The organism is Clostridium sp. 1001283B150210_160208_E6 (assembly GCF_015669365.1).
GTDB lineage: Bacteria > Bacillota > Clostridia > Clostridiales > Clostridiaceae > Clostridium > Clostridium paraputrificum.
The window spans coordinates 60,645-85,932 of record NZ_JADPAA010000009.1; the positions used below are offsets into that span (position 1 = coordinate 60,645).

At 31.2% G+C, this 25,288-nt stretch carries 22 protein-coding genes; 21 read left to right on the forward strand and 1 reads right to left on the reverse strand.

The features are described from left to right. Window positions 1-283 precede the first annotated feature (283 nt). From I4V16_RS10840 to I4V16_RS10935, 20 genes are all read left to right on the forward strand, one after another. Complete coding sequence (locus tag I4V16_RS10840; protein ID WP_049180558.1) at window positions 284-1,351, forward strand: mannose-1-phosphate guanylyltransferase; 1,068 nt, start codon at window positions 284-286, stop codon at window positions 1,349-1,351. A gap of 291 nt (window positions 1,352-1,642) precedes the next feature. Beyond that, window positions 1,643-2,002 carry a metalloregulator ArsR/SmtB family transcription factor gene (locus I4V16_RS10845; protein ID WP_049180559.1) on the forward strand — a complete coding sequence of 120 codons (360 nt, stop codon included), beginning with the start codon at window positions 1,643-1,645 and terminating at the stop codon, window positions 2,000-2,002. A gap of 16 nt (window positions 2,003-2,018) precedes the next feature. Then, window positions 2,019-4,196: a heavy metal translocating P-type ATPase gene (locus tag I4V16_RS10850; RefSeq protein ID WP_195966683.1), complete on the forward strand. Its 2,178-nt coding sequence runs from the start codon at window positions 2,019-2,021 to the stop codon at window positions 4,194-4,196. Between the two features lie 346 nt (window positions 4,197-4,542). Continuing rightward, the gene (locus I4V16_RS10855; protein ID WP_049180562.1) at window positions 4,543-5,103 is read left to right on the forward strand and encodes a manganese efflux pump MntP family protein; all 561 of its coding nucleotides are present in this window, start codon (window positions 4,543-4,545) and stop codon (window positions 5,101-5,103) included. 189 nt (window positions 5,104-5,292) lie between these two features. Continuing rightward, the gene (locus I4V16_RS10860; protein WP_111937945.1) at window positions 5,293-5,925 is read left to right on the forward strand and encodes a redox-sensing transcriptional repressor Rex; all 633 of its coding nucleotides are present in this window, start codon (window positions 5,293-5,295) and stop codon (window positions 5,923-5,925) included. A gap of 288 nt (window positions 5,926-6,213) precedes the next feature. Continuing rightward, window positions 6,214-6,999 (forward strand): short-chain-enoyl-CoA hydratase, encoded by a 786-nt coding sequence (locus I4V16_RS10865; RefSeq protein ID WP_111937946.1) that lies wholly within the window; start codon window positions 6,214-6,216, stop codon window positions 6,997-6,999. 34 nt (window positions 7,000-7,033) lie between these two features. Further along, window positions 7,034-8,173: an acyl-CoA dehydrogenase gene (locus tag I4V16_RS10870; protein ID WP_111937947.1), complete on the forward strand. Its 1,140-nt coding sequence runs from the start codon at window positions 7,034-7,036 to the stop codon at window positions 8,171-8,173. Between the two features lie 14 nt (window positions 8,174-8,187). Next, window positions 8,188-8,967 (forward strand): electron transfer flavoprotein subunit beta/FixA family protein, encoded by a 780-nt coding sequence (locus I4V16_RS10875; RefSeq protein ID WP_111937948.1) that lies wholly within the window; start codon window positions 8,188-8,190, stop codon window positions 8,965-8,967. Between the two features lie 22 nt (window positions 8,968-8,989). Continuing rightward, complete coding sequence (locus tag I4V16_RS10880; protein WP_099329865.1) at window positions 8,990-9,997, forward strand: electron transfer flavoprotein subunit alpha/FixB family protein; 1,008 nt, start codon at window positions 8,990-8,992, stop codon at window positions 9,995-9,997. Window positions 9,998-10,030: 33 nt separating this feature from the next. Further along, a complete protein-coding gene (locus I4V16_RS10885; RefSeq protein WP_027098916.1) occupies window positions 10,031-10,879 on the forward strand; it encodes a 3-hydroxybutyryl-CoA dehydrogenase in 849 nt (282 codons plus the stop codon). 167 nt (window positions 10,880-11,046) lie between these two features. Next, window positions 11,047-13,767, forward strand: a complete 2,721-nt coding sequence (locus tag I4V16_RS10890) for a sigma-54-dependent transcriptional regulator (RefSeq protein WP_049180570.1) — start codon at window positions 11,047-11,049, stop codon at window positions 13,765-13,767. Between the two features lie 224 nt (window positions 13,768-13,991). Beyond that, window positions 13,992-14,405: a PTS sugar transporter subunit IIA gene (locus I4V16_RS10895; protein ID WP_195966684.1), complete on the forward strand. Its 414-nt coding sequence runs from the start codon at window positions 13,992-13,994 to the stop codon at window positions 14,403-14,405. Between the two features lie 24 nt (window positions 14,406-14,429). Continuing rightward, window positions 14,430-15,215, forward strand: coding sequence for a PTS sugar transporter subunit IIC (locus tag I4V16_RS10900; RefSeq protein ID WP_049180573.1), 786 nt, complete (start codon window positions 14,430-14,432; stop codon window positions 15,213-15,215). After that, the gene (locus I4V16_RS10905; protein ID WP_195966685.1) at window positions 15,208-15,999 is read left to right on the forward strand and encodes a PTS system mannose/fructose/sorbose family transporter subunit IID; all 792 of its coding nucleotides are present in this window, start codon (window positions 15,208-15,210) and stop codon (window positions 15,997-15,999) included. Before I4V16_RS10900 ends, I4V16_RS10905 begins: the two co-directional genes overlap by 8 nt. 18 nt (window positions 16,000-16,017) lie before the next feature. Beyond that, on the forward strand, window positions 16,018-16,497 hold the full coding sequence (locus tag I4V16_RS10910; protein ID WP_049180575.1) for a PTS sugar transporter subunit IIB: 480 nt from the start codon (window positions 16,018-16,020) through the stop codon (window positions 16,495-16,497). Between the two features lie 146 nt (window positions 16,498-16,643). Then, window positions 16,644-17,552: an N-acetylmuramic acid 6-phosphate etherase gene (murQ, locus tag I4V16_RS10915; protein WP_195966686.1), complete on the forward strand. Its 909-nt coding sequence runs from the start codon at window positions 16,644-16,646 to the stop codon at window positions 17,550-17,552. A gap of 247 nt (window positions 17,553-17,799) precedes the next feature. Further along, window positions 17,800-18,696, forward strand: a complete 897-nt coding sequence (locus I4V16_RS10920; RefSeq protein WP_195966687.1) for a sulfide/dihydroorotate dehydrogenase-like FAD/NAD-binding protein — start codon at window positions 17,800-17,802, stop codon at window positions 18,694-18,696. A gap of 1 nt (window position 18,697) precedes the next feature. Continuing rightward, complete coding sequence (gene gltA, locus I4V16_RS10925) at window positions 18,698-20,083, forward strand: NADPH-dependent glutamate synthase (RefSeq protein WP_195966701.1); 1,386 nt, start codon at window positions 18,698-18,700, stop codon at window positions 20,081-20,083. Window positions 20,084-20,590: 507 nt separating this feature from the next. After that, window positions 20,591-21,769 carry a Na+/H+ antiporter NhaA gene (nhaA, locus tag I4V16_RS10930; RefSeq protein WP_195966688.1) on the forward strand — a complete coding sequence of 393 codons (1,179 nt, stop codon included), beginning with the start codon at window positions 20,591-20,593 and terminating at the stop codon, window positions 21,767-21,769. 248 nt (window positions 21,770-22,017) lie between these two features. Beyond that, window positions 22,018-22,911: a DNA glycosylase gene (locus tag I4V16_RS10935; protein WP_049180581.1), complete on the forward strand. Its 894-nt coding sequence runs from the start codon at window positions 22,018-22,020 to the stop codon at window positions 22,909-22,911. 60 nt (window positions 22,912-22,971) lie between these two features. On the opposite strand, the gene I4V16_RS10940 is transcribed toward I4V16_RS10935, so the two are convergent. Further along, window positions 22,972-23,268, reverse strand: a complete 297-nt coding sequence (locus I4V16_RS10940) for an HNH endonuclease (RefSeq protein WP_195542091.1) — start codon at window positions 23,266-23,268, stop codon at window positions 22,972-22,974. Window positions 23,269-23,460: 192 nt separating this feature from the next. On the opposite strand from I4V16_RS10940, the gene I4V16_RS10945 reads away from it, so the two are divergent. Then, window positions 23,461-24,951: a 4Fe-4S dicluster domain-containing protein gene (locus I4V16_RS10945; RefSeq protein ID WP_195542092.1), complete on the forward strand. Its 1,491-nt coding sequence runs from the start codon at window positions 23,461-23,463 to the stop codon at window positions 24,949-24,951. The last annotated feature ends 337 nt before the right edge of the window (window positions 24,952-25,288 follow it).

A 25,288-nucleotide genomic window follows, 5' to 3' on the forward strand; every position in this document is an offset into this window, starting at 1 on the left:
AAGACCCCTAATATAATTTACGCGTTGCGAAAATTATATTAAAAGTCTGGTAACCTTGATTATTAGGCATATAACACCAGGTTAAAATAACCGCGATTGTTGATGCTATATTTTAAACTACTCCCTCTTAATAAAAGAAATTTATATTTGATTATATTTTTATAATAAATTGGAAATGTAAAAATGTCAAGAATCTAAAATGAAAATGGAAAAAATTATTAAATACACAAAGTGATAAATAGTTCATATACTATAATATAACATTACATGGAGTTGAAAAGTTGTGATATACGGGCTGATTTTAGCTGGAGGAAAGGGAAGTAGGCTATACCCCCTATCAAGAGCCGATCAACCAAAGCAGTTTTTAAAGCTAATTAACGATAATAGTTTCTTAGTTAATACTGTGGATAGGATCGTACCTTTAATAAGTAGAGAGAATATTTATGTAGTAACTAATAGAGACTATGAGGATAAAATAAGAAACGAGTTAAGTGATATTAAAGAAGAAAATGTTTTTACTGAACCAAGTAATAAAGAAACTGCTACATGTATAGGTCTTTCAGCTGTTAAGCTTTTAAAGAAAGATGGAGATGCAGTTATGGTTGTTCTTCCATCAGATCATTATATTGAGAATGAAAAAAATTATGTAGAAACATTAAATCAGGCTGTAGAGCTAGCTAATAGAAGAAGAGGAATAGTTACTTTAGGAATAGAGCCAACTAGACCAGAAACAGGGTACGGATATATTGAAATGGGAGAAAGAATTAGTGGGAATATTGCCACTTATAAGGTAGCTAGATTTACAGAAAAACCAAACGTAGAAGTTGCTAAAGACTTTTTAGTTAAGGAAACCTATCTTTGGAATTCTGGAATGTTTGTTTTTAGAGCTGATGTAATATTAAGAGAGATTGAAAAATATTTACCTAAGATGCATAAGGCTTTAATGGAAATATATAAGCATGTTGGAGAAGAGGATGAGGAAGAGGTTATAAAGGAACAATACGAATTAATAGATGGCATTTCAATAGATTTTGGAGTAATGCAAAAAACTAGGAAGGCATATGTAATTAGATGTGATTTTCCATGGGATGATATAGGAAGTTTTTCAGCATTAAGCCGATTTTTGATGAGTTATAGAAATAATAATGTTTCTAAAAATGTTTATCTTGAAGAGTGCGAGAACTGTTCAATATTTGGAGAGAAAAATTTGATTATTGGACTAGGAGTAAAAGATTTAGTTGTAGTAGATGCAGGGGATGTTATATTGGTTATGGATAGGGCTCGGGATCAAGAAATAAAACATTTATTAAATAATTTAAGTAAAAATCAAGAGTACCATAGGTTTCTATAAAGTATAGTCGTTACATTGTGTAACGGCTATACTTTTTTATTCTTTAGGAAAATATAAAATCAATGATAATAATTTTATAATTTTCTTACCTTTTAGTAGGAGTGGGGGATATTTATGTTGATGTGACTTAGAGCTTGCGACGGAACCAGCAAAATAAATATCCCCCACCTTTTTTATTAACTGAGCAGAATTATGGAAAATAAATCAAAAATATTGTTGACAAATATACTCGGGATTCATATAATAAAATTAACATATGAACAAATGCTCATACGTTAGGAGGAATTAAAAGTGGAAAATGATAATTTAGAAAAATGTACTTGTAATATAATTCATGGTGATGTTGTTGTAGAAGTGAAAGACAAGCTACCTAAAGAGGAAACTTTATATGATTTAGCAGAGTTTTTTAAAGTTTTTGGTGATTCAACAAGGATAAAAATAATATGTGCTTTATTTGAAGCCGAAATGTGTGTGTGTGATTTATCAGCTTTATTAGGAGTTTCGCAATCAGCGATTTCACATCAGCTTCGAACTTTAAAAAGTGCAAGGTTAGTAAGGTATAGAAGAGAAGGTAAAATTGTATACTATTCGTTAGACGATGAACATATTAAGCATATTTTTGATGAAGGTTTAAGACACATAACTGAATAGCAAATAGGAGGGTATTATGACAAATGAAATAAAATTATATTTAAAGGGACTAGATTGCGCTAACTGTGCAAATAAGATAGAGAATAAGGTAAACAAATTAGAAAGCGTAGAAGAAGCTGTTTTGAACTTCTCGTTAAGTTTATTAATAGTAAACTTAAAGGAAAATAGTGATGTAAATAAAGTTGAAGAAGAAATAAAGACTATAGTAAATAAGCTTGAACCTCATGTTATAGTATCAAAATATAATAATAATATAAAAGAAAAGAAAAATGTATGTACTAGTGAATGTTGCAGTGGACATGCACATAACGTTGAAGAGAAACATGAAGAAAGCCATGAGCATAATCATAGTGAAGGTGTTTCTTTAAGAGATAAAGTAACCTTAGCAATAGGATTTATATTATTTGCTATTGCTATATTTATTGGAGAAGAAAAAAGTTATGTTCCATATATATACGCATTAAGTTATGTATTGGTGGGAGGTAAAGTTGTATTAAGCGCCATTAGAAATATATTTAGAGGGCAAGTATTTGATGAAAATTTCTTAATGACAGTTGCAACTTTAGGAGCCTTTGCTATAGGGAATCATCCAGAAGGGGTAGCAGTAATGATTTTCTACGAAATAGGAGAACTATTCCAAAGCTATGCAGTTAATAGGTCAAGAAAATCAATATCCTCCCTTATGGATATTAGAGCAGATTATGCAAATTTAATCATAGATGGGAAAGAGAAAAAGGTAGATCCTAGTGAAATTAAAATAGATGATATCATAGTAATTAAACCAGGTGAGAGAGTTCCTTTAGATGGTGTTGTTATTGAAGGAAATTCATCTTTAGATACATCAGCTTTAACTGGTGAATCATTACCAAGGAATATTGAGTTAAATGATGAAATATTAGCAGGGGTTATTAATTTAACTGGTGTAATAAGAGTAAAAGTAACAAAAGAATTTGGAGAATCAACTGTATCTAGAATTTTAGAATTAGTACAAAATGCAAGTAGTAAGAAAGCTCAAACAGAAAAGTTTATAACAAAGTTTGCTAGATATTATACTCCAGTAGTAGTACTATCAGCAGTTGCATTAGCTATAATACCTCCACTAGTAGTTGAGGGAGCATTATTTTCGGATTGGGTATATAGAGCATTAATATTTTTAGTAGTATCTTGTCCGTGTGCGTTAGTTGTTTCTATTCCTTTAGGGTTATTTGCTGGAATAGGTGGAGCTTCTAAAAATGGAGTTTTAATAAAAGGTGGAAATTATCTTGAAGCTTTAAAAGATGTGGAAACAGTTGTTTTTGACAAAACAGGAACTCTTACAAAGGGCGTATTTAAGGTTGTAAAGATTAATACAAATAATATAGAGGAAGCTGAGTTGCTGAGAATAGCAGCAACAGGAGAAAGTTTTTCTAATCATCCTATTGCACAGTCTATATTAAAAGCTTATGGAAAAGAAGTAGACAAATCTATAATATCTAATTATGAAGAAATTTCAGGAAATGGTATTAAGGTTAATATAGATAATAAAGAAGTTTTATTAGGAAACTACAAACTTATGAATTCTAATGGAATCAAATATACTAATAGCCAAGAGATTGGAACAGTAGTTCATGTAGTTGTTGATGGTGAATATAAAGGTAATATTGTAATAGCTGACGAGGTAAAAGAAGATTCTAAGGAAGCTATAGAAATGTTGAAAAAGATTGGCGTTAAGAAATGCGTAATGTTAACTGGCGATAATAAGAAGGTAGCAGAAAAAATTGCAGAAGAGTTAGGATTAGATGAAGTATACGCTGAGTTATTACCAACAGATAAAGTTGCCATGGTGGAAAAGCTATTAAAGGAGAAGTCTGAAAAGGGAAAATTAGCTTTTGTAGGTGATGGGATTAATGATGCCCCAGTTCTAGCAAGAGCAGATGTTGGGGTAGCTATGGGAGGCATTGGATCTGATGCTGCTATTGAAGCGGCAGATGTAGTGCTAATGAGAGATAACCCATCATCATTGGTTGATGCTATAGAGATAGGAAGAAAGACAAATAGGATTTTATGGCAAAATATAATTTTTTCACTTGGTGTTAAAATTGCAGTACTAATTCCAGCTGCTATTGGAATAGCAAACATGTGGGAAGGAGTATTTGCAGACGTAGGGGTTACTTTAATAGCTGTATTAAACTCTATGAGAGCTTTAAGGAAATAAGTGGATAAATATATTTGTTGACAAAGTTTGTCGATAAAAGTATAATTATTAACGTTGAAATTAAAAACTTTCAGGCATGAGGGAGTAGCATGCAGAGATGTTTTATCTCTGTAACAAGGTCAACATACTGATGATATAATCATCTGGCTTTGTTTTAAATTGTGAGACTTATGTATAACGGATTAGGGTTGCGTTATACATAAGTCTTTTTTTATTCTTTAGGGAATTATACTTGTTATTAAATTGGAGATAAGTTCAATATTTAAATGCTAATAAAGTTTATTCTTTAGTGTTTATAATGATAAAAAATGTATAAAATAAAGATGTGCTATTTAGGAGGGAAAATATGAGTATTATATCTATTTTAATGATAGGATTGGGGTTAGCTATGGATGCGCTAGCTGTTTCAATTACTATTGGTATTAATTCTAATAAAAAAAGCAAAATAAAAATGGCTTTTAAAGCTGCTTTGTTTTTTGGTGCTTTTCAAGCTATTATGCCCTTTATAGGTTGGGCTGTAGGTAGAAATTTTACTAAATATATTGAGATGATGGATCATTGGATAGCTTTTATTTTATTAGCTATTATTGGTGGGAAAATGATTTATGAAGCATTAAAAGGAGAAGAGAGTGAAGAAGAGAAAACTTATTCAAATAAAACATTATTAATATTAGCTATTGCTACTAGTATAGATGCATTGGCTGTAGGAATAAGTTTTGCGTTTTTAAATGTAAATATATTATTAGCAATATTAATCATAGGAATAGTGACAGCTGTTTTAAGTTTTATTGCTGTATATATAGGTGAAAAGTTAGGAGAAATGTTTAAGAGTAAGGCAGAGATATTCGGAGGCGTTGTTCTAATTTTAATAGGATTAAAAATATTAATAGAACATCTTTTGAAATAGTAATGTAAAGAATCGACAAAATTCATGCTTGCCATATTGAAAGTGAAAATATTATTTAATAAAAGTAATGGATTAATAATGAAGTTTTATGGTAATATAATAAATGATGGATTATTTGCGTGAAAAGTAAAGTGTAGAATTTACATAACTTTGTTAAAAAATAGATAAAATTTAGAGAGAAGGTGCAGTATGGAAAAGAAAAAAAATATTTCTATGGCTGTAATTAAACGTCTGCCAAAATATCATAGATATTTAAATGAATTAATGAAAAATGATGTAGATAGAATATCATCAAAAGAATTAGGTGAAAAGATAGGATTTACAGCATCTCAAATACGTCAAGATTTAAATTGCTTTGGTGACTTTGGGCAACAAGGATATGGGTATAATGTTAGAGAATTATACAATCAAATAAGTAGTATTCTTGGATTAAGTCAAAAATATAATACTGTAATTGTAGGTGCAGGTAATATAGGGCAAGCAATTGCAAATTATAAATTTGATAAACAAGGTGTAAATTTAGTTGGAATATTTGATGCAAATCCTAAGTTGGTTGGACTTAAAATTAGAGATATTGAAATAAGTGAAATAGATACTTTAAAATCTTTTTTAAGTAAGAATAAAATAGATATAGGTATAATTTGTGTCCCTAGATTAAATGCTCAAAAGGTATGTGACGAGATGGTAGAAGGTGGAGTTAAGGGGATTTGGAACTTTGCCCCTGTAGATTTGTCAGTACCAGAGAATGTAAGGGTTGAAAATGTTCATTTAAGTGAAAGTTTAATGACACTTATCTATTTATTACACAGTAATGAGGGATAAAAATAGAAAAAATATCCTTGGTTATAGCTTATAAAATTAACATAAAATCACAATTTGATATTGAAAAAAATTTAACAAGGTATTATAATCGTAATTGAAGTTTGTTAAAAACTTCAATTATTTTTTTATCTAAGTTTGTTATATTATTAACAAAAATAACAATAAAAAGTATTTATTTTCAGACAATTCGACAGACTCATGCCACTATTTAGTGTATAATATTGGATAGTTTGTAAAATTAAAAAAGATTAAGAAAAATAAGAGTGTAAATAAGGAGGATATGAGGGGATGGAATTAAAAAACGTGATTCTTGAAAAAGAAGAGCATTTAGCTATTGTTACTATTAATAGACCAAAAGCTTTAAATGCATTAAATTCAGAAACATTAAAGGATCTTGACACAGTTCTTGAGGATTTAGAAAATGATAGCAATATTTATGCTGTTATATTAACTGGGGCAGGAGAAAAGTCTTTCGTTGCAGGTGCTGATATAGCAGAAATGAGAGATTTAAATGAAGAACAAGGTAAAGAATTTGGAATGCTTGGAAATAAGGTATTCAGAAGATTAGAAAAGTTAGACAAGCCTGTAATTGCAGCAATATCAGGATTCGCTCTTGGTGGTGGTTGTGAATTATCAATGGCATGTGATATAAGAATAGCTTCAGAAAGAGCAAGATTTGCTCAGCCAGAATCAGGTTTAGGAATAACTCCTGGATTTGGTGGTACTCAAAGACTACCAAGAATAGTTGGGTTAGGAAAAGCAAAAGAAATGATTTATACAGGAGCTATGGTTAAGGCAGATGAGGCTTTAAGAATAGGACTTGTAAATAAGGTAGTTCCTCTAGAAAATCTTATGGAGGAAGCTAGAGCTATGGCTAATGCAATAATTGTTAATGCGCCAGTAGCTGTTAAGTTATGTAAGGATGCTATTGATAGAGGTATGCAAGTAGATATAGATAGAGCAATTGAAATAGAGGCAGAAGACTTTGGAAAATGCTTCAGCACAGAAGATCAAACAGAAGGAATGACTGCATTCTTAGAAAAGAGAGCAGAAAAGAACTTCCAAAACAAATAAATTGTTTTTTTAAATATAAGGAGGGTCAAATCAAATGGATTTCGAATTAACTAGAGAACAACAATTAGTACAACAAATGGTTAGAGAATTCGCAGTAAATGAAGTAAAACCAATAGCTGCAGAAATTGATGAAACAGAAAGATTCCCTATGGAAAATGTTCAAAAAATGGCTAAACTAGGAATGATGGGTATTCCATTTTCTAAAGAAGTAGGGGGAGCAGGCGGAGATGTTCTTTCATACATAATCGCTGTAGAGGAGTTATCAAAGGTATGTGCAACAACAGGAGTTATCCTTTCAGCTCATACATCACTATGTGCTTCAGTTATCAATGAACACGGTACTCCAGCACAAAAAGAAAAGTATTTAGCAGATTTATGTTCTGGTAAGAAGATTGGTGCTTTCGGTTTAACTGAACCAGGTGCTGGTACAGATGCAGCAGGACAACAAACTACTGCAGTTTTAGATGGAGACCATTATGTATTAAATGGTTCAAAGATATTCATAACAAATGGTGGAGTTGCTGAAACTTTCATAATTTTTGCTATGACAGACAAGAGCCAAGGTACAAGAGGAATATCTGCATTTATAGTTGAAAAAGACTTCCCAGGATTCTCAATAGGTAAGTTAGAAAACAAGATGGGTATTAGAGCATCATCTACTACTGAATTAATAATGGAAGATTGTATAGTACCAAAGGAAAACTTAATTGGTAAAGAAGGTAAGGGATTTGGTATAGCAATGAAGACTCTTGATGGAGGAAGAATTGGTATAGCTGCTCAAGCTTTAGGTATAGCTGAAGGTGCTTTTGAAGAAGCAATAGCTTACATGAAAGAAAGAAAACAATTCGGTAAGCCACTTTACACTAAGCAAGGTTTACAATGGTACATGGCAGAAATGGATGTAAAGATAGAAGCTGCTAAGCAATTAGTATATAAGGCTGCTATGAGAAAACAAAATGGACAACCTTATTCAATAGATGCTGCTAGAGCTAAGTTATTTGCAGCAGAAGTAGCTATGGATGTTACTACTAAGGTAGTTCAAATCTTTGGTGGATATGGTTACACTAAGGAATATCCAGTAGAAAGAATGATGAGAGATGCTAAGATAACTGAAATCTATGAAGGAACTTCAGAAGTTCAAAAGATGGTTATTTCAGGTAGCTTATTCAGATAGGAGGAAGTTATAAAATGAATATAGTAGTTTGTGTAAAACAAGTTCCAGATACAACAGTTGTTAAGATAGATCCTAAGACTGGTACATTAATAAGAGATGGTGTTCCATCAATTATTAATCCAGAAGACAAGCATGCATTAGAGGCAGCATTACAATTAAAAGAAGCTCATGGTGGCAAGGTTACAGTTGTTTCAATGGGACTTCCAATGGCTAAGGCTGCATTAAGAGAAGCTTTATGTATGGGAGCTGATGAAGCTATTCTTTTAACAGATAGAGTATTAGGAGGAGCTGATACATTAGCAACTTCAAAATCTCTAGCTGGTGTAATTAAGAAATTAGATTACGATATAGTATTTGCAGGAAGACAAGCTATCGATGGAGATACAGCACAAGTTGGCCCAGAAATAGCTGAACACTTAAATATTCCTCAAGTAACATATGTTCAAGATGTAAAAGTTGAAGGTGACTCTTTAATAGTTAACAGAGCACTAGAAGATGGACATCAAATAGTAGAAGTTAAGACTCCATGTCTATTAACTGCAATCGAAACATTAAATGAACCAAGATACATGAATGTTGCTAATATTTTTGCAACTAATGACAATGATATCAAGGTTATGAGTGCAGACGATATAGATGTAGATAAGTCAGAGTTAGGTCTTAAAGGTTCTCCAACAAAGGTTAAGAAGTCAATGACTAAGGAAGTTAAGGGAGCAGGAGAGCTAGTTAAAGAAGGCCCTAAAGAAGCTGCAGCTTATGTTTTAGGAAAATTAAAAGAAAAACACTACATCTAAGATAATAGGAGGGTAATTTATTATGAATATAGCAGATTACAAAGGCGTTTGGGTCTTTGCTGAACAAAGAGAAGGACAATTACAAAAAGTATCTTTAGAATTACTTGGTGAAGGTAGAAGAGTAGCAGATAAATTGGGAGTAAAGTTAACTGCTTTATTACTAGGACACAATGTAGAAGGATTAGCAAAAACTTTAGGTGAACATGGTGCAGATGAAGTTTTAGTTGCTGATGATAAGAATTTAGAGCATTATACAACTGATGCTTATACAAAGGTTATTTGTGATTTAGCAAATGAAAGAAAGCCAGGAATATTATTTGTAGGAGCTACTTTCATTGGTAGAGATTTAGGACCAAGAATAGCTGCAAGATTAACAACAGGATTAACTGCAGACTGTACTTCAATAGATGTTGAAGTTGAAAATGGAGATCTTTTAGCTACAAGACCAGCATTTGGTGGTAACTTAATGGCTACTATAGCATGTCCAGATCATAGACCACAAATGGCTACAGTAAGACCAGGAGTATTTGCAAAGGTAAATACTGATGCTTCAAACTGTAAGATTGAAAAAGTAGAAGTTAAATTAGCAGATAGCGATATTAGAACTAAGGTTCTTGAAATAATCAAGGAAAAGAAAGATATTGTTGATATATCTGAAGCAAACATTATAGTATCTGGTGGTAGAGGTGTAGGATGTAAAGAAAACTTTGCTTTACTACAAGAATTAGCAGATGCTTTAGGTGGAGTTGTTGCAGGTTCAAGAGCAGCAGTAGAAAAGGGATGGGTTGAAAATGCTTACCAAGTTGGGCAAACTGGTAAGACAGTTAAGCCAACAATCTATATAGCTTGTGGTATTTCAGGAGCTATCCAACACGTAGCTGGTATGCAAGATTCAGAATTAATTATTGCTATCAATAAAGATGAAACTGCTCCAATAATGCAAGTTGCTGATTATGGTATAGTTGGAGATGTTAAGAAGGTAATACCTGAATTAATAGCTCAAGCTAAAGAAATGAAGGCAGCTGAATAATATAAAAATATTGAGTTTTTAGGAGGAATAAAAATGAAAAAGGTTTTCGTACTTGGTGCTGGAACAATGGGTGCTGGAATAGTTCAAGCATTCGCACAAAATGGATTTGAAGTTATAGTAAGAGATATTAAAGATGAATTCGTTGAAAGAGGAATAGCTGGAATAAATAAGAGCTTAAGCAGATTAGTTGCTAAAGAAAAGATGACAGAAGAAGTTAAGGAAGAAATACTTTCTAGAATTTCTGGAACAACTGATATGAGTTTAGCTGCTGATTGTGATTTAGTAGTAGAAGCTGCTATAGAAAATATGAAGATTAAGAAGGAAATATTTGCAGAATTAGATTCAATCTGTAAGCCGGAAACAATCTTAGCTTCAAATACATCTTCTTTATCAATAACAGAAGTTGCTAATGCTACAAAGAGAGAAGATAAAGTTATAGGAATGCACTTCTTTAACCCAGCTCCAGTAATGAAACTTGTTGAAATTATAAGAGGAGCTAAAACTTCTCAAGAAACTTTCGATGCAGTTAAAGAAATGTCTGAAGCTATAAAGAAGGTACCAGTAGAAGTTGCTGAAGCACCAGGATTTGTAGTTAACAGAATTCTTATTCCAATGATTAATGAAGCAGTTGGAATTTATGCTGATGGAGTAGCATCTGTAGAAGATATAGATACTGCTATGAAATTAGGAGCTAATCACCCAATGGGACCTTTAGCATTAGGAGATCTTATAGGATTAGACGTATGTCTTGCTATAATGGATGTTCTTTATAATGAAACTGGAGATTCTAAGTACAGAGCTCATACTTTATTAAAGAAGTATGTTAGAGCTGGATGGTTAGGAAGAAAGACAGGAAAAGGATTCTACGATTATTCAAAATAATATATATCCTTAATATATTAAATATAGAGAATAGACAAGTGTTGTTTTTTAAGCAAATACTTGTCTATTTTTTATTATAATTATATTTAATAACAGTAGATAGGTGACAAAAATATTATGCAATGATAATGTATACATATAATAGACTATAGGGCAGGTTGAAGAATATGGCAAATAATAAACAAAAGGTAGAAGAGATATTAAAGAGATTAACTGAAGATAATAAGGGGAAAGAAGGTTTTTATGGAATAGATACATTAACTATTGCAGAAGAGTTAGAGTTAAGAAGAAATGTTGTAAGTCAGTATCTAAATGAATTAGTTGATGAGAAAAAAGCTATAAAGTCGAAGACTAGGCCAGTTTTGTTTACATATATAGACTCCAATGAAAAAGTGAATTCATCTGGAAATGATGGAGAGGATATTTTTAGAGAATTAGTTGGATATAATGGAAGCTTAAAAACTGCTGTAAAGCAATGTAAATCAGCGGCTTTTTACCCTAGTAAAGATATGTCAGTATTATTAACAGGACCAAGTGGGGTTGGTAAGAGTTTCATAGCTAACTTATTACACAAATATGCAGAACAAAGAGGAAGGATAGAGGAAGGGGCACCTTTTATTGTATTTAATTGTGCTGATTATGCTGATAATCCAGAATTGCTTTCAGCAAACTTGTTTGGCTATAAAAAAGGAGCCTTTACTGGTGCAGACAAAGACCATATAGGTTCATTAGAGCTAGCAGATGGTGGATATCTATTTTTAGATGAAGTACATAGATTATCTCCTGAAGGTCAAGAAAAACTTTTTGTTTTTATGGATAAAGGGCTGTTTAAAAGAGTTGGTGAAAGTAAGGCAGAGAGAAAAGCTAATGTAAGATTTATTTTTGCAACTACAGAGAGTCCTGAAGAAACATTACTTGAAACATTTACTAGAAGAATCCCGCTAGTAGTGAATATACCTAAGTTAGTAGATAGGCCTATCGATGAAAGATTAACAATGATATATAAGTTTTTTAGTAGTGAGTCTAAGGAAATCCATAAAGATATTAAGGTGAGTAAGGATGTAATAAACTATATTTTATCTCAAAAGAAAGCCGGAAATATAGGAAGTTTAAAGAACTTAATTAAGCTTTGTTGTGCGTGGTCTTATAAAGACCAACAAGATGAAGATATAATCACAATAGGCAAAGGATATTTAAAAGATTTAGAAGGTGTAGAAAGAAATAACGTCAAACAGTTTTTTTATGACGATTTTATGTACATAAGTAGTGAAGGGCAAGGTATAAAAGAAATTCATACAATAAGTAATGATAACTTTATAAGAATAAATGAAATTATATATGAAGTAGAAGAAGTGCTAAATGAATATATACAAAATAAAGTATCGTTAGAAGAGTTAAAAAAGAAAATAAATATAGAACTTAATAGAAGTCTTGGATTGATGGTTTATGAGGAGAGTTCTAATGAAGGAAATGACTTAATAGAGAGTTTATATCTAGATACAGTAACTAATACCCTAAAAGCTGTTGAAGGAACGTATGGAATTAAATATTATGGCAATACATCTAAAATAATAACAAAAATTTTATTGTACTTTAAAAATAATAACTTAGATGTCCTATCTAGTAGTAGCTTTAATAGTATAAAGATCATAAGAGCTATAGTTGCTAAGAAATTAAGTAAAGCATCTATAGTGGCAGAAAAACTTATAAGAAATCTAGAATCTAATTTAGATTATAAGTTAGATCCAAGGATTGAATTAATTATTTTAATGTATTTTTTTGCTATGATGAGTAATGAAAGTACTCAAATTAATGCTATTATAGTTGCTCATGGATATTCAACAGCTAGTAGCATAGCAAGTGTAGCAAATCAAATGTTTGAACAGTTCATATTTGAAGCATTTGATATGCCAGTGGACATGTCTCCTATAGAAGTTAAGAATCAAATAAAGCAATATATAAGTGGTATTGATACTTCTAAAGGGACTATTATTTTAGTAGATATGGGTTCTTTAGTGAATATAGATAGAGATTTAAAAGATGTAATAGAGGGGGATCTTGGGATAATCAATAATATAACAACCAATATAGCTCTAGATATTGCAGGAAGAATAATTAATGGGCAAGACGTTCGTTCAATGATAGAAGGAATAGAAAAAAATAATGTGCTGTCTTGTAAGTATATAGAGGGAAAGAAAAAGAAGAAAGCTATTTTGACTACTTGTATATCTGGAATTGGTACAGCTGTTAAGCTTAAAAAACTAATAAGAGAGTGTATTGGTTCTGCTGATATAGAAGTGAAGGAATATGAATACTCTAAATTAAGCTTAATGGGAAAAGAAGATAAGATTTTTAGCGAGTATGATGTTAGATTAATTATTAGTACTACTAAGATAGATATTGATGGGGCAGAATGTCTTCTTTTACAAGACCTTATGAGTGGGGATAGTGATGATATTTTTGTTAACGCGTTAAAAGAAATAACATTAGATAAAAACATTGATATGATTCGTCAAGACTTAGTAAAAATGTTCTCTATGGAAAATCTTGTGTCTAGGATGACTATATTAAATCCAGGAAAAATAATTAATGAGGTAGAGGATATTATAATTAATTATGAAAGAATACTAGGGATAATATTCTGTAGCGAATTAAAAATGACTTTATATATACATGTTAGTATACTTATAGAAAGATTAATGATAAAACAAGGATTAGAGTTTGAGCTTGGTGAAAGAGACTACGAAGAGAAAAATAATAAATTTATTGAAATAACTAATAAGATTTTTAATCCTTTATTAAGGGAATATAATTTAAGCATTACTACCAAAGAAATATCTATAATTCAAACTATTATAGAATCAAGAATAGGAAAAATAGAATTATAAATTTAAAGGCATGACACTTGTAAATAGTGTCATGCCTTTTTAGGTTTTGTTGGTATGACAGAAAGAAACTGAGTATGACACTAGAATTTTGGAAAGTTTTTTGAATTTAAAAGTGGCTATTTTACTAGCTTTCTTGTATGTAAAATTGAATGATAAAAAGTTGGCACGTTAATTGCTAATATAAATAAGTGTAAAAATCAAATAGAGAAACAGGAGGATAAAGAATGTACAAAATAATTATAGCAACACATGGTCCTTTAGCAGAAGCATTTAAGTCAACATTAAAGATGTTTACAAATGATATAGACGATGTATATTCTGTAGGTTTAACTGAAACTGGTGTTGAAGAGTTTAAAGAAAAAATAGATAACATAATGAATGAAGCTTACGAAGATGGGAAAGAAATTCTTGTTTTAGCTGACTTGTTTGGAGGAACTCCATTCAATACAGCAATGTTAGAAATCAAGGGTAAATATAAAAATGTAGAAGTTATAGCAGGAATTAATTTACCTTTATTAATTGAAGCAACTTTATTAAGAGGTGGAGATTTAAAAAGTTCAATGGAAAGTTTAAAAACTTCAGCTCAAGATGCAATTATGATTCCACCATCATCTGCTGTAGATGATGATGATGAATAGAAAAAATCATAGGAGGATTTTTATATGCAAATACAATTATGGCAAATCATTATTCTAGGCCTATTAGGTGGTATAGCTCAATGGGACGAAACAAATATGAAAATTGGATTTAGAAATCCAGCAATTACAGGACTTATTGTAGGACTTATTTTAGGAGATGTAAAAACAGGTTTATTAGTGGGAGGAACTCTTCAATTAATGACATTAGGTATAGGCAGTTACGGTGGAGCAACAATTCCAGACTATGCAACAGCAACGATTATAGCAGGAGCGCTTGCAATCTCAACAGGTCAAGGAGTTGATTTTGCAATAGGTATAGGTGTACCAGCAGCATTATTACTAGTTCAACTTGATGTATTAGCAAGAATGAGTAACGTATTCTTTCAACATAGGGCAGAAAAATATGCTGATGAAAGAAAATATAACAAAGTAGAATTAATGAACGTTTTAGGTTTATCGACTTGGATGATTTCAAGATTTGTACCAGTATTTATTTGTTTATACTTTGGAGAAGGTTTAGTACAAACATTACTTAGTTCATCACCAGCATGGTTAATTGGTGGATTAAAAGCAGCAGGTGGAGTATTACCAGCATTAGGTATAGCTTTATTACTTAAATACTTACCAATTAAAGCTTACGCTCCATACTTAATAGTAGGATTTGTTTTAGCAGCATTCTTCAACTTACCAATGTTAGGAGTAGCTTTATTAGGATTTGCAGTAGCTTTATATAACTTCAAAAAAGCAACTGATGCAGATGCAAAAGCAGTAAATGTAGGATTCGCAGGAGGTGCAGACGAAGATGAATAAATTGAGTAATAAAACAATTAACAAAGTTTTCTATAGGTGGTTATTCGCGTCACAAACAGCATGGAACTATGAAAAAATGCAAGGTTTAGGATACTGTTATTCAATGTTACCAGCATTAAGAGAGATATATACTAACGAGGATGAGTTAAATGCAGCAGTTAAGAATCACTTACAATTCTTTAACTGTAATATAGTAACAGGACAATTCATATTAGGAGCAGATTTAGCTATAGAAGAGGCAGAGGGAGCAAAATCAAGAGAAGCGGTTGCAGCAATTAAGACTGGTCTTATGGGACCTTTAGCTGGTATAGGTGATACATTATTCGGTGTTACTTTAAACACTGTATTTGGATCTATTGCAGCTTATATGGCATTAGAAGGAAGTTCAATTGGATGTTATATGTGGATTTTAGCTAACATCGCTAAGATTATAATCAGTAAAGGTTTTATAAAAGCTGGATACAAACAAGGTGCCAAGTTAGTTGCATCGGTAGGAAATGTATTAAAAAATATTACAGATTCAGCTTCAATGCTTGGACTAATGGTAATAGGTGCTTTAATACCAACAGTTGTTAAGGCAACAGTACCATATGTTTATACATCTGGAGAAGCTCAATTAGTTGCTCAAGAAATCTTAGATAAGATTATGCCAGGGTTAGTACCAGTAGCAATTGTTGCATTAACTTACTGGTTATTAGGTAGAAAGAAAATGAATTCTACAAGGGTTATTTTAATTCTTATAGTATTATCAATAGTATTATTTAATTTAGGAATTTTAGCATAATATTTGGAGGTTGTAATAATGAAAGGGATAGTTCATATTAGAATAGATGATAGATTAATACACGGACAAGTTGCAGCATTCTGGACAAACTCATTATCAATAAGCAGAATTATGGTTGTTAATGATGAGGTTGCAGCAGATGAAATGCAAAAATCTTTATTAAGAATGGTAGCACCAGCTTCAGTTAGAACTTCTATCATTAGTAAAGAAACAGCAATTAAGAATATTTCTGCAGGTAAATATGAAGGACAAAGAGTTTTGTTAATAGTTAAGAATCCTAAAGATATTTGGGAATTAAAGCAAGCAGGATTAGACATTACTTCATTTAATGTTGGAAATATGGCTGCAAAAGAAGGAACAAGATCAATAAAGAGATCAGTAAATGTTACCGATACTGATGTGGAATATTTCAATAAGCTATTAGATGCGGGAGTAGATATATCTGCTATAATGGTTCCTGATGATCCAGATTGTAAGTTAAAAGACATTTTAAAATAACAAAGATAAATAGGAGAATGACTTTAGGTGAATGGTGAAGTACTAGCAATGAATAGTAACATATGTAATTTCGAAGAAATTGCTAATTATTGTTCATCTTCACTATTAACTAAAAAAGTCATTCTTTTTTAGTAGGAGGATAAACCATGGTAAAAGTTGATTTAGGGAAATTAGATACTGAAAGAGTTAATGAAAATACAAAAAATATAGATAAATTGTCAACATTAGATATGATTAAACTTATTAATAAAGAAGATCATAAGGTGGCAGAAGCTGTGAAAGAAGATGTGGAAAACATAGCAAAGGCTGTGGATTTAATTCATGGAAGGTTGATAAGAGGGGGAAGACTTATATATGTAGGAGCAGGAAACTCAGGAAGACTTGGTGTTTTAGATGCTTGTGAATGTCCACCTACATTTGGAGTTGAACCTGGTGTAGTTGTTGGTGTACTTGCAGGGGGGCGCAATGCTACTGTATATGCTCAAGAAGGATCAGAGGATTTTGAAGAACTATCTATAGAAGAATTAAAGAAGTTAGGGTTAAATGAGAATGATGCAGTGGTAGCTTTAAGTGCTTCTGGTAGAACTCCTTATGCAAAAGGTGCATTAAAGTATGCAAAAGAAGTAGGTGCAGCACATATAGCTGTTAGTTGTAGTAGAAATGCAGAACTTTCAAAGTTTGGAGAAGTTGCTATAGAAGTTGTAACTGGGGCGGAAGTTATTACAGGGTCAACAAGACTTAAAGCAGGTACAGCTCAGAAGATGATTTTAAATATGCTATCAACAGGTTCTATGATTAAGAGTGGTAAGGTTTATGGTAACTACATGGTAGATGTAAGAGCGGGAAATCATAAGCTTGTTGAAAGAAGCAAGAAGATAATTGTTGATTGTACAGGGGTATCTAGGGAAGAAGCTGAAAAGTATCTAGAAATAAGTGAAGGGAAAGTAAAGCTTGCTGTATTTATGATTCTTTCTCAATTAAATAAGGAAGAAAGTATTAAAGTTTTAGAAGAAAATGATAATACCATATATAAAGCGCTACAAGCTATAAAGTAGTTGTATGATTTTTGCATTGAAAAAAGACGCCAGGGCGTCTTTTTTTATTACTATGGGTTTGTGGTTCACAATTAATTGTAGAAGATAAATTAGTACACCTATAAATATAATTAATGATGTTTCTGGCTATTAAAAATTAAGAGAATATATTTTTATAGATAGGTCTATTTTGTGAATTTATTGATAAAGTGAAAGGTATTATTGTATAATATACTATAAAATACCAAATAAGCAAAAGCATGGGGGGATGAAAGTGTTTAAAATAACTAACAAGAGATTATTGACAGAAAATATTTATCTTATGGATGTTGAAGCGCCAAGAGTTGCTAAATCTGCTCATCCAGGACAATTTGTAATTGTTAAGATAGATGAAAAGGGAGAAAGAATTCCATTAACTATTTGTGATTACGATGCAAATAAGGGGACAGTAACTATTGTTTTTCAAACATTAGGAGCATCAACAAAAGAAATGGCAGAGTTAGAAGTTGGGGAATACTTTAGGGATTTTGTGGGTCCTTTAGGACAAGCATCAGAAATGGTGCATGAAGATTTAGATGAATTAAAAAAGAAAAATATCCTATTTGTTGCAGGTGGAGTTGGAACAGCACCTGTATATCCACAGGTTAAGTGGTTATCTGAAAGAGGTATTAAGGCAGATGTTATAGTTGGGGCAAGAAATAAAGATATTGTAATTTTAAAAGAAGAAATGGAGCAAGTAGCAGGAGACTTATACATAGCTACAGATGATGGATCTTCTGGATTTAAAGGATTAGTAACAGACAAAATAAAAGATTTAATTAATAATGAAGGAAAGAAATACGATTTAGTAGTAGCAATTGGGCCTATGATAATGATGAAATTTGTTGCTCTACTTACAAAAGAATTAAATATTCCTACAATAGTAAGCATGAATCCAATTATGGTAGATGGTACGGGAATGTGTGGTGCATGTAGAGTTACTGTAGGAGGAGAAGTTAAGTTTGCATGTGTTGATGGTCCAGAATTCGATGGACATCTAATAGATTTTGATGAAGCTATGAGAAGACAATCCATGTACAAAACTGAAGAAGGAAGATCAGCTTTAAAGTTGGCTGAAGGAGACACCCATCATGGTGGATGTGGACATTGCGGAGGTGAAGAGTAATATGCCTAATATGAAGAGAGTACCAATTACAGAACAAGCTCCTAAGGTAAGAGCTACAAACTTTAAAGAGGTTTGTTTAGGATATACTAAAGAGGAAGCAATGGAGGAAGCATCAAGATGTTTAAATTGTAAAAATCCAAGATGCGTTTCTAAGTGCCCAGTAAGTATTCAGATTCCAAGGTTTATAGGACAAGTTAAATTAGGAAATTTTGAAGAAGCGGCTAAGATTATAGCAGAATCATCAGCCTTACCTGCTGTTTGTGGAAGAGTATGTCCTCAAGAAAGTCAATGTGAGGGACAATGTGTTCTTGGCATTAAGGGGGAAGCTGTTGCAATAGGTAAGCTAGAAAGATTTGTAGCAGACTGGTCTAGAGAGAATCAAATAGACTTATCTGAAACATTACCTAAGAATGGTAAGAAGGTTGCTGTTATAGGAAGCGGTCCTGCAGGTTTAACATGTGCAGGTGATTTAGCTAAATTAGGATATGATGTTACAATATTTGAAGCTTTACATGAAGCTGGTGGAGTTTTAGTATATGGAATACCAGAATTTAGATTACCTAAGGATACAGTAGTTAAGACAGAGATAGATAATGTTAAAAAGTTAGGAGTAAAAATTGAAACTAATGTTATTATAGGAAAGACTATAACAATAGATGAATTATTTGAAGATGAGGGATTTGAAGCTGTATTTATAGGTTCAGGTGCAGGATTACCTAAGTTTATGGGTATACCTGGCGAAAATTCAAATGGTGTATTTTCAGCTAATGAGTTCTTAACAAGAAATAATCTAATGAAAGCATATAAGGATGGATACTCAACTCCAATTAGAGCAGGACAAAAGGTTGCTGTAGTTGGTGGAGGAAATGTTGCTATGGATGCAGCGAGAACAGCCTTAAGACTAGGTGCTGAAGTGCATGTAGTATATAGAAGAAGTGAAGCTGAATTACCAGCAAGAGTTGAAGAAGTACATCATGCTAAAGAAGAAGGTGTTATTTTTGATGTTCTTACTAACCCAACAGAAATATTATGTGATGAAAAAGGTTGGGTAAGTGGAATGAAATGTGTAAGGATGGAGTTGGGAGAACCTGATGAATCGGGAAGAAGAAGACCAGTAGAGATTAAGGATTCTGAATTTATTTTAGATGTAGATACAGTAATAATGTCTCTTGGAACTTCACCAAATCCTTTAATATCATCTACTACAAAAGGATTAGAAATAAATAAAAGAAAATGTATAGTAGCATCTGAGGATACTGGATTAACTTCAAGAGAAGGGGTATTTGCAGGTGGCGATGCTGTAACTGGAGCTGCTACTGTTATATTAGCAATGGGAGCTGGTAAAAAAGCGGCAATAGGAATTCATGAATACTTATCAAATAAATAGAAAAATTTAAGTAAAATTAACCCTAAATGTGATGGATTTTTAATTATATATCGCATTTAGGGTTTTTTATTTGAAAAAAATAAAAAAATATCTTGGATTATGGTTAAAAAAATAACAAAAATATGATTTTTATAATTACAACGATTAAGGAAGTAATTTGTAAGTTGTAAATATTAAGAAAATTATCAATAATTAGAATTAAAAAAGTGGTTGTTAAAGTTGATATAAATAGCGGAAACGTTAAATATTATTGCTAGAATCCATAAAAAGAAAAATATGGAGTATTTAAAAGAATATAAACAAATAACCGTGAATCTTAATTAAGTTTATATAATCAACATTAAAGTGGTATGTAAAACTTTTTAAGAAGTTTTGTTGTTTGCTTTAAGGGTTAAAAGGTTAGATTTTATTGTTAAATAGCCATCAATGCTAGGTATTGCCTTATTTATAAAAATTAAATATACTAGTTCAAGTACTTAAGAAAAAATAGTAAAGAAGGTTAAAAATATGGATTTTACACAAAAGAGATGGAAACTAGCAGATATAGTACAAAATGCTATTAAATCAGAACTATTACCAGGAGCATTGTTGTTAGCAGCAACATTATGTGCATTAGTAATAGCTAATACGTCTTTAGTTAATGAATATCATCATTTTTTTGAAACTGAAGTTGTAAGAGGTATAACAATGCATGCATTTGTTAATGATTTCTTGATGGCAATATTTTTCTTAGTTGTAGGTTGTGAAATAAAAAAAGAAATAGTTAGTGGACATTTATCAAATATAAAAAAGGCATCTTTCCCTATAGTAGGAGCGATAGGTGGAGTTACTGTACCAGCAATAATATTTTATTTAATAAATAGAGGTACAAGCTATTCTAGTGGTGTTGGTGTACCAATATCAACAGATATTGCATTTGCAATTGGAGCTTTTATGATTTTTAAGAAGAGCTTAAACCCAGCGTTAAAGATTTTTTTATTAACACTAGCAGTTGTAGATGATTTAATGTCTATAATAGTTATCGGGGTGTTTTATTCATCAAGTGTTAGAATGGTACCTTTAATAATTGCAGCATTAATAATGATTTTATTATTTAGTTTAAATAAGATTTTTAAGTGTAGAAAAGTTTCACCATATATAATTTTAGGATTATTTTTATGGTATTTTATATATCAAAGTGGAGTTCACGCAACAATAAGTGGAGTACTTTTAGCTATGCTTATTCCAATAGCAAGAGATGAAAAGGAAGAATGTATTTTATCCAAGATTGAACATTCCTTAAGTCCGTATGCAAATTTAATTATTTTACCTTTATTTGCATTTTCAAATACTGCTATAGTTCTAAATTTAAGCTCTGTAACAATAGATACAATTCCGCTATCATTAGGAATTATAATTGGATTAGTTGTAGGAAAACCAGTTGGAATAATATTATTTACCTCAGTATTATCAAAATTAAACGTAGTAGAAAAACCAAAAGGTGTTAAGTGGAGAGAGTTGTTAGTAGTTGGAATGCTTGCAGGAATTGGATTCACAATGTCAATATTTGTTTCAGAAATAGCATTTGCTGGTATGGATAAGACTCTTGATTTAGCTAAAATATCAATACTGTTGGCTGCTATAACATCATGTTTAATTGCCTTTATAACAATAAAATTATTAGGAAGTAAGAAGAGTTACGTATAACGTAGCTCTTTTTTGATATCTAGGAAAGTATAGAATTTTAATTAGTTATAAATCAAAGGTATTATTTCATTTTAAAGAAGCTGAGTAAGTCATAATAAAAAGTTGTAAACAAGTTTATGAAAATATAAAATTGAGATTATTTGATATTGATTATTAAACAATATATAATATAAGTTATAATAATGAATAATATTTTTGTATTAAGAGGAAGAATATTATAAGAAATATAAGAGAAATAGGTGAAGTATATGGATGTTAACAATATAGTAATTGAGAATGATAAAGTGATTTTAGATGGAGTAAAGAATTTCAATATAAAACAAATCTTAGAGTGTGGTCAATGTTTTAGATGGGAAAAAGTTGGAGAGTTAAATTATATAGGTGTAGCTCACGGAAAAGTAATAGAAGTTATTCAAGAAGATGATAAAGTAACTATTTTAAATACTAATGAAGAAGATTTTAATAATATATGGTTAGATTATTTTGATTTAAAAAGAGACTATTCAGAAATTAAGAGGGGGCTAGCTCATGATGAGATATTAGGAAAAAGCGTTGAATATGGCTATGGAATAAGACTTTTAAATCAAGAGCATTTTGAATTGCTAATAAGTTTTATAATTTCTGCAAGAAATAGTATTCCTTCAATAATGAAAACTATAAAGAAAATTTCTCAGAAGTGGGGAACACCAATTGAGTATAAAGGAAATACTTATTATACATTTCCAACTCCAGAACAATTAAAGGATGCTACAGAAGAGGAAATAAAGGAGACTGGTGCGTCCTTTAGAAGTAAATATATAGTCGACACAATAGCTAAAGTAAATGAAAGTAGTTACGATTTTGATTTAGAGAGAATATCTGAGCTTAATGCAGATGAGTGTCATACAGCATTACAAAATTTTAAGGGTGTTGGTTCAAAGGTTGCAGACTGCATAATGTTATTCTCTATGAGAAAGTACTCAGCTTTCCCTGTTGATGTTTGGGTAAAGAGAGCCATGATATTCTTCTATGGTGCTGAAGATGCCTCGTTAAATAAAATAAGAATTTTTGCTAGAGATAAATTTGGGGAATTAGCTGGTTTTGCACAACAGTATTTGTTCTACTATGCTAGAGAAAATAAGATAAAGGTTGGAGAAGAATAGATAAGTTAATAGTTAAACATAAATAAAAAACTCTATGTGAAGGTTCAATCACATAGAGTTTTAGTTTTTACAGCGTACAGCTTTTGATTTTTTTATTGTAATATGAGAATCACCTGAGTGATTGGATATAAATTTTAAATAACGTTTTATTTTTTCGTCATTCCTTAAACGATCAATGGTAAAAAGTCTAGCGGCCAATTCACGATTGGTATATAAAGCATGAATTTGTTTATGACAAGTAATACATAAATCAGCTGTAGGAAAATCTTTTCCACCACGTTCTTTTGGAACTAAATGATGCTCAGTTAATTGAGGTACTTCTCTATTGCATAATTCACATTTATAAACTGTTATCATAACTATCACCTATGAGTATAAAATTTAGACAAAAACAATTATAACATGAAATATACGTACAAACAAAATAAAATCAGAAAATTCCGACAGTATATTTTACCATTTTTACCAAGTGATATATATGTTATAATTTAATTGTAATTACAAATAAAGTAATTATAGGGTATAAAAGAAGGATGAAGAGGTGATTGTATGTTCCAATTTGAAACGCAATTAAATAAGCTGAAACATGAAGTACTAACAGCTGTAGCTAAATTAGCAAAGGATGATAAGTTAACTAAAGAGGAAATTGAAAAGGTTCCCTATGAAGTTATTAAAGGAGATACAGCAATGTATAGGTGTTGTGTCTACAAAGAAAGAGCTATCGTTTTAGAAAGAGCAAAACTTGCATCAGGATTTTTAGCTAATGGGGACACAGAAGATTTAGAACTAATAGATATTAGACCTGATGAACAAATTATTTATGTTATTGAGGCTGCTTGTGATAAGTGTCCTATAAATAAGTACAGTGTAACAGATTCTTGTAGAAATTGCCTTGCACATAGATGTCAAGAGGCATGTAATTTTAATGCAATTAGCTATATTGCTGGACGAGCATATATAAATCAAGAGATATGTAAAGAGTGTGGTATGTGTAAAAAAGCTTGTCCTTATGATGCTATTTCAGAAGTTATGAGACCTTGTAAAAAAGTATGCCCTACAGGAGCATTGGATGTTAATCCAGAAACAAGAAGATCTATTATAAAAGAAGAAAAGTGCGTAAACTGTGGAGCATGTATGTCAGCATGTCCTTTTGGTGCAATTTCTGATAAGAGTTTAATTGTACCAGTTGCAAAGAGACTAGCAAGGGGAAGAAAGATGTATGCAGTAGTAGCTCCTGCTATAACTGGTCAGTTCGGAGCAAAAATTGGATATGGACAAATTAAAAATGCAATAAAGCAACTAGGATTTATTGATATGGTAGAAGCAGCTTGTGGTGCTGATGGAGTTACTGTTCATGAAAGTAATGAATTTGTTGAAAGAATGGAAAATGGAGAGAATTATATGACTAATTCTTGTTGTCCAGGATTTTTAAATTATATTGAAAAGATGTTCCCGGATCAAAAGGGGAAAATATCAGGTACAGTTTCTCCAATGGTGGCTACAGGTAGATATATTAAAAAGAATGATCCTGATTCAAAGGTAGTATTTATAGGCCCATGTACAGCTAAAAAGAGTGAAGCTGTTAGAGATGGTATTAAGGGAGCTGTGGATTATGTACTTACATTTGAGGAGCTTATTGCGTTGTTTGAAGCATTTGATATAGATCCTGCAGAATGTGAGAATGAAGTTGTAGATGATGCATCTATATTTGGTAGAGGTTTTGGAGCTGCTGGAGGATTAACTGCAGCTATAGAAAACTATGTAAAAGAAGCAGGAGTAGATGTAGACTTTAAACCAGTTAAAGTATCTGGTGGAATAGAAATAAAGAAAACTATGACTATGGCTAAGGTTGGAAGATTAGATGGTAACTTTATTGAAGGTATGATGTGTGAAGGTGGTTGCATAAATGGTGCAGGTACAATAGTTCCATCTTCAAGAGCAAAGGGAGTATTTAATAAGACTAATATTCAAGCTACTAAAAAGACAGTATTGTCAAACAAATCTTTAAAAGAATATGAGGAAATTAATTTAGAAAGATAGGTATCTAAAAACTACAAGAATAATATTATAACTATTATTCTTGTAGTTTTTTCTTATGTATAAATAATGATTTAAAATAGCTAGAGAAATTAAGCAAATAGAAAATATTTAAGCATAATTAGTTATAATTAGGTTATTTAGGGTAATAATATAGAAGATAATATTTGAATAAAATGGATAGGGAGGATATTATAATAATTGTATTAGCACTCTACTAAAGTGAGTGCTAACAAAAGACAAAAATGAGTTTTTATAGGCCTACAAAAACTATAGGTTCTAACTATGTCGGGTTAGAAACAGGGTTATAAATATATAAAGGGATTATAGGAGGTATTTT

Bases quoted from the DNA above. Each gene is read 5' to 3' on its own strand.
- I4V16_RS10850 (WP_195966683.1), top strand. From the start codon at position 2,019: ATGACAAATGAAATAAAATTATATTTAAAGGGACTAGATTGCGCTAAC.
- I4V16_RS10855 (WP_049180562.1), top strand. From the start codon at position 4,543: ATGAGTATTATATCTATTTTAATGATAGGATTGGGGTTAGCTATGGAT.
- I4V16_RS10860 (WP_111937945.1), top strand. From the start codon at position 5,293: ATGGAAAAGAAAAAAAATATTTCTATGGCTGTAATTAAACGTCTGCCA.
- I4V16_RS10865 (WP_111937946.1), top strand. From the start codon at position 6,214: ATGGAATTAAAAAACGTGATTCTTGAAAAAGAAGAGCATTTAGCTATT.
- I4V16_RS10870 (WP_111937947.1), top strand. From the start codon at position 7,034: ATGGATTTCGAATTAACTAGAGAACAACAATTAGTACAACAAATGGTT.
- I4V16_RS10875 (WP_111937948.1), top strand. From the start codon at position 8,188: ATGAATATAGTAGTTTGTGTAAAACAAGTTCCAGATACAACAGTTGTT.
- I4V16_RS10880 (WP_099329865.1), top strand. From the start codon at position 8,990: ATGAATATAGCAGATTACAAAGGCGTTTGGGTCTTTGCTGAACAAAGA.
- I4V16_RS10885 (WP_027098916.1), top strand. From the start codon at position 10,031: ATGAAAAAGGTTTTCGTACTTGGTGCTGGAACAATGGGTGCTGGAATA.
- I4V16_RS10890 (WP_049180570.1), top strand. From the start codon at position 11,047: ATGGCAAATAATAAACAAAAGGTAGAAGAGATATTAAAGAGATTAACT.
- I4V16_RS10895 (WP_195966684.1), top strand. From the start codon at position 13,992: ATGTACAAAATAATTATAGCAACACATGGTCCTTTAGCAGAAGCATTT.
- I4V16_RS10900 (WP_049180573.1), top strand. From the start codon at position 14,430: ATGCAAATACAATTATGGCAAATCATTATTCTAGGCCTATTAGGTGGT.
- I4V16_RS10905 (WP_195966685.1), top strand. From the start codon at position 15,208: ATGAATAAATTGAGTAATAAAACAATTAACAAAGTTTTCTATAGGTGG.
- I4V16_RS10910 (WP_049180575.1), top strand. From the start codon at position 16,018: ATGAAAGGGATAGTTCATATTAGAATAGATGATAGATTAATACACGGA.
- murQ (WP_195966686.1), top strand. From the start codon at position 16,644: ATGGTAAAAGTTGATTTAGGGAAATTAGATACTGAAAGAGTTAATGAA.
- I4V16_RS10920 (WP_195966687.1), top strand. From the start codon at position 17,800: ATGAAAGTGTTTAAAATAACTAACAAGAGATTATTGACAGAAAATATT.
- gltA (WP_195966701.1), top strand. From the start codon at position 18,698: ATGCCTAATATGAAGAGAGTACCAATTACAGAACAAGCTCCTAAGGTA.
- nhaA (WP_195966688.1), top strand. From the start codon at position 20,591: ATGGATTTTACACAAAAGAGATGGAAACTAGCAGATATAGTACAAAAT.
- I4V16_RS10935 (WP_049180581.1), top strand. From the start codon at position 22,018: ATGGATGTTAACAATATAGTAATTGAGAATGATAAAGTGATTTTAGAT.
- I4V16_RS10940 (WP_195542091.1), bottom strand. From the start codon at position 23,268: ATGATAACAGTTTATAAATGTGAATTATGCAATAGAGAAGTACCTCAA.
- I4V16_RS10945 (WP_195542092.1), top strand. From the start codon at position 23,461: ATGTTCCAATTTGAAACGCAATTAAATAAGCTGAAACATGAAGTACTA.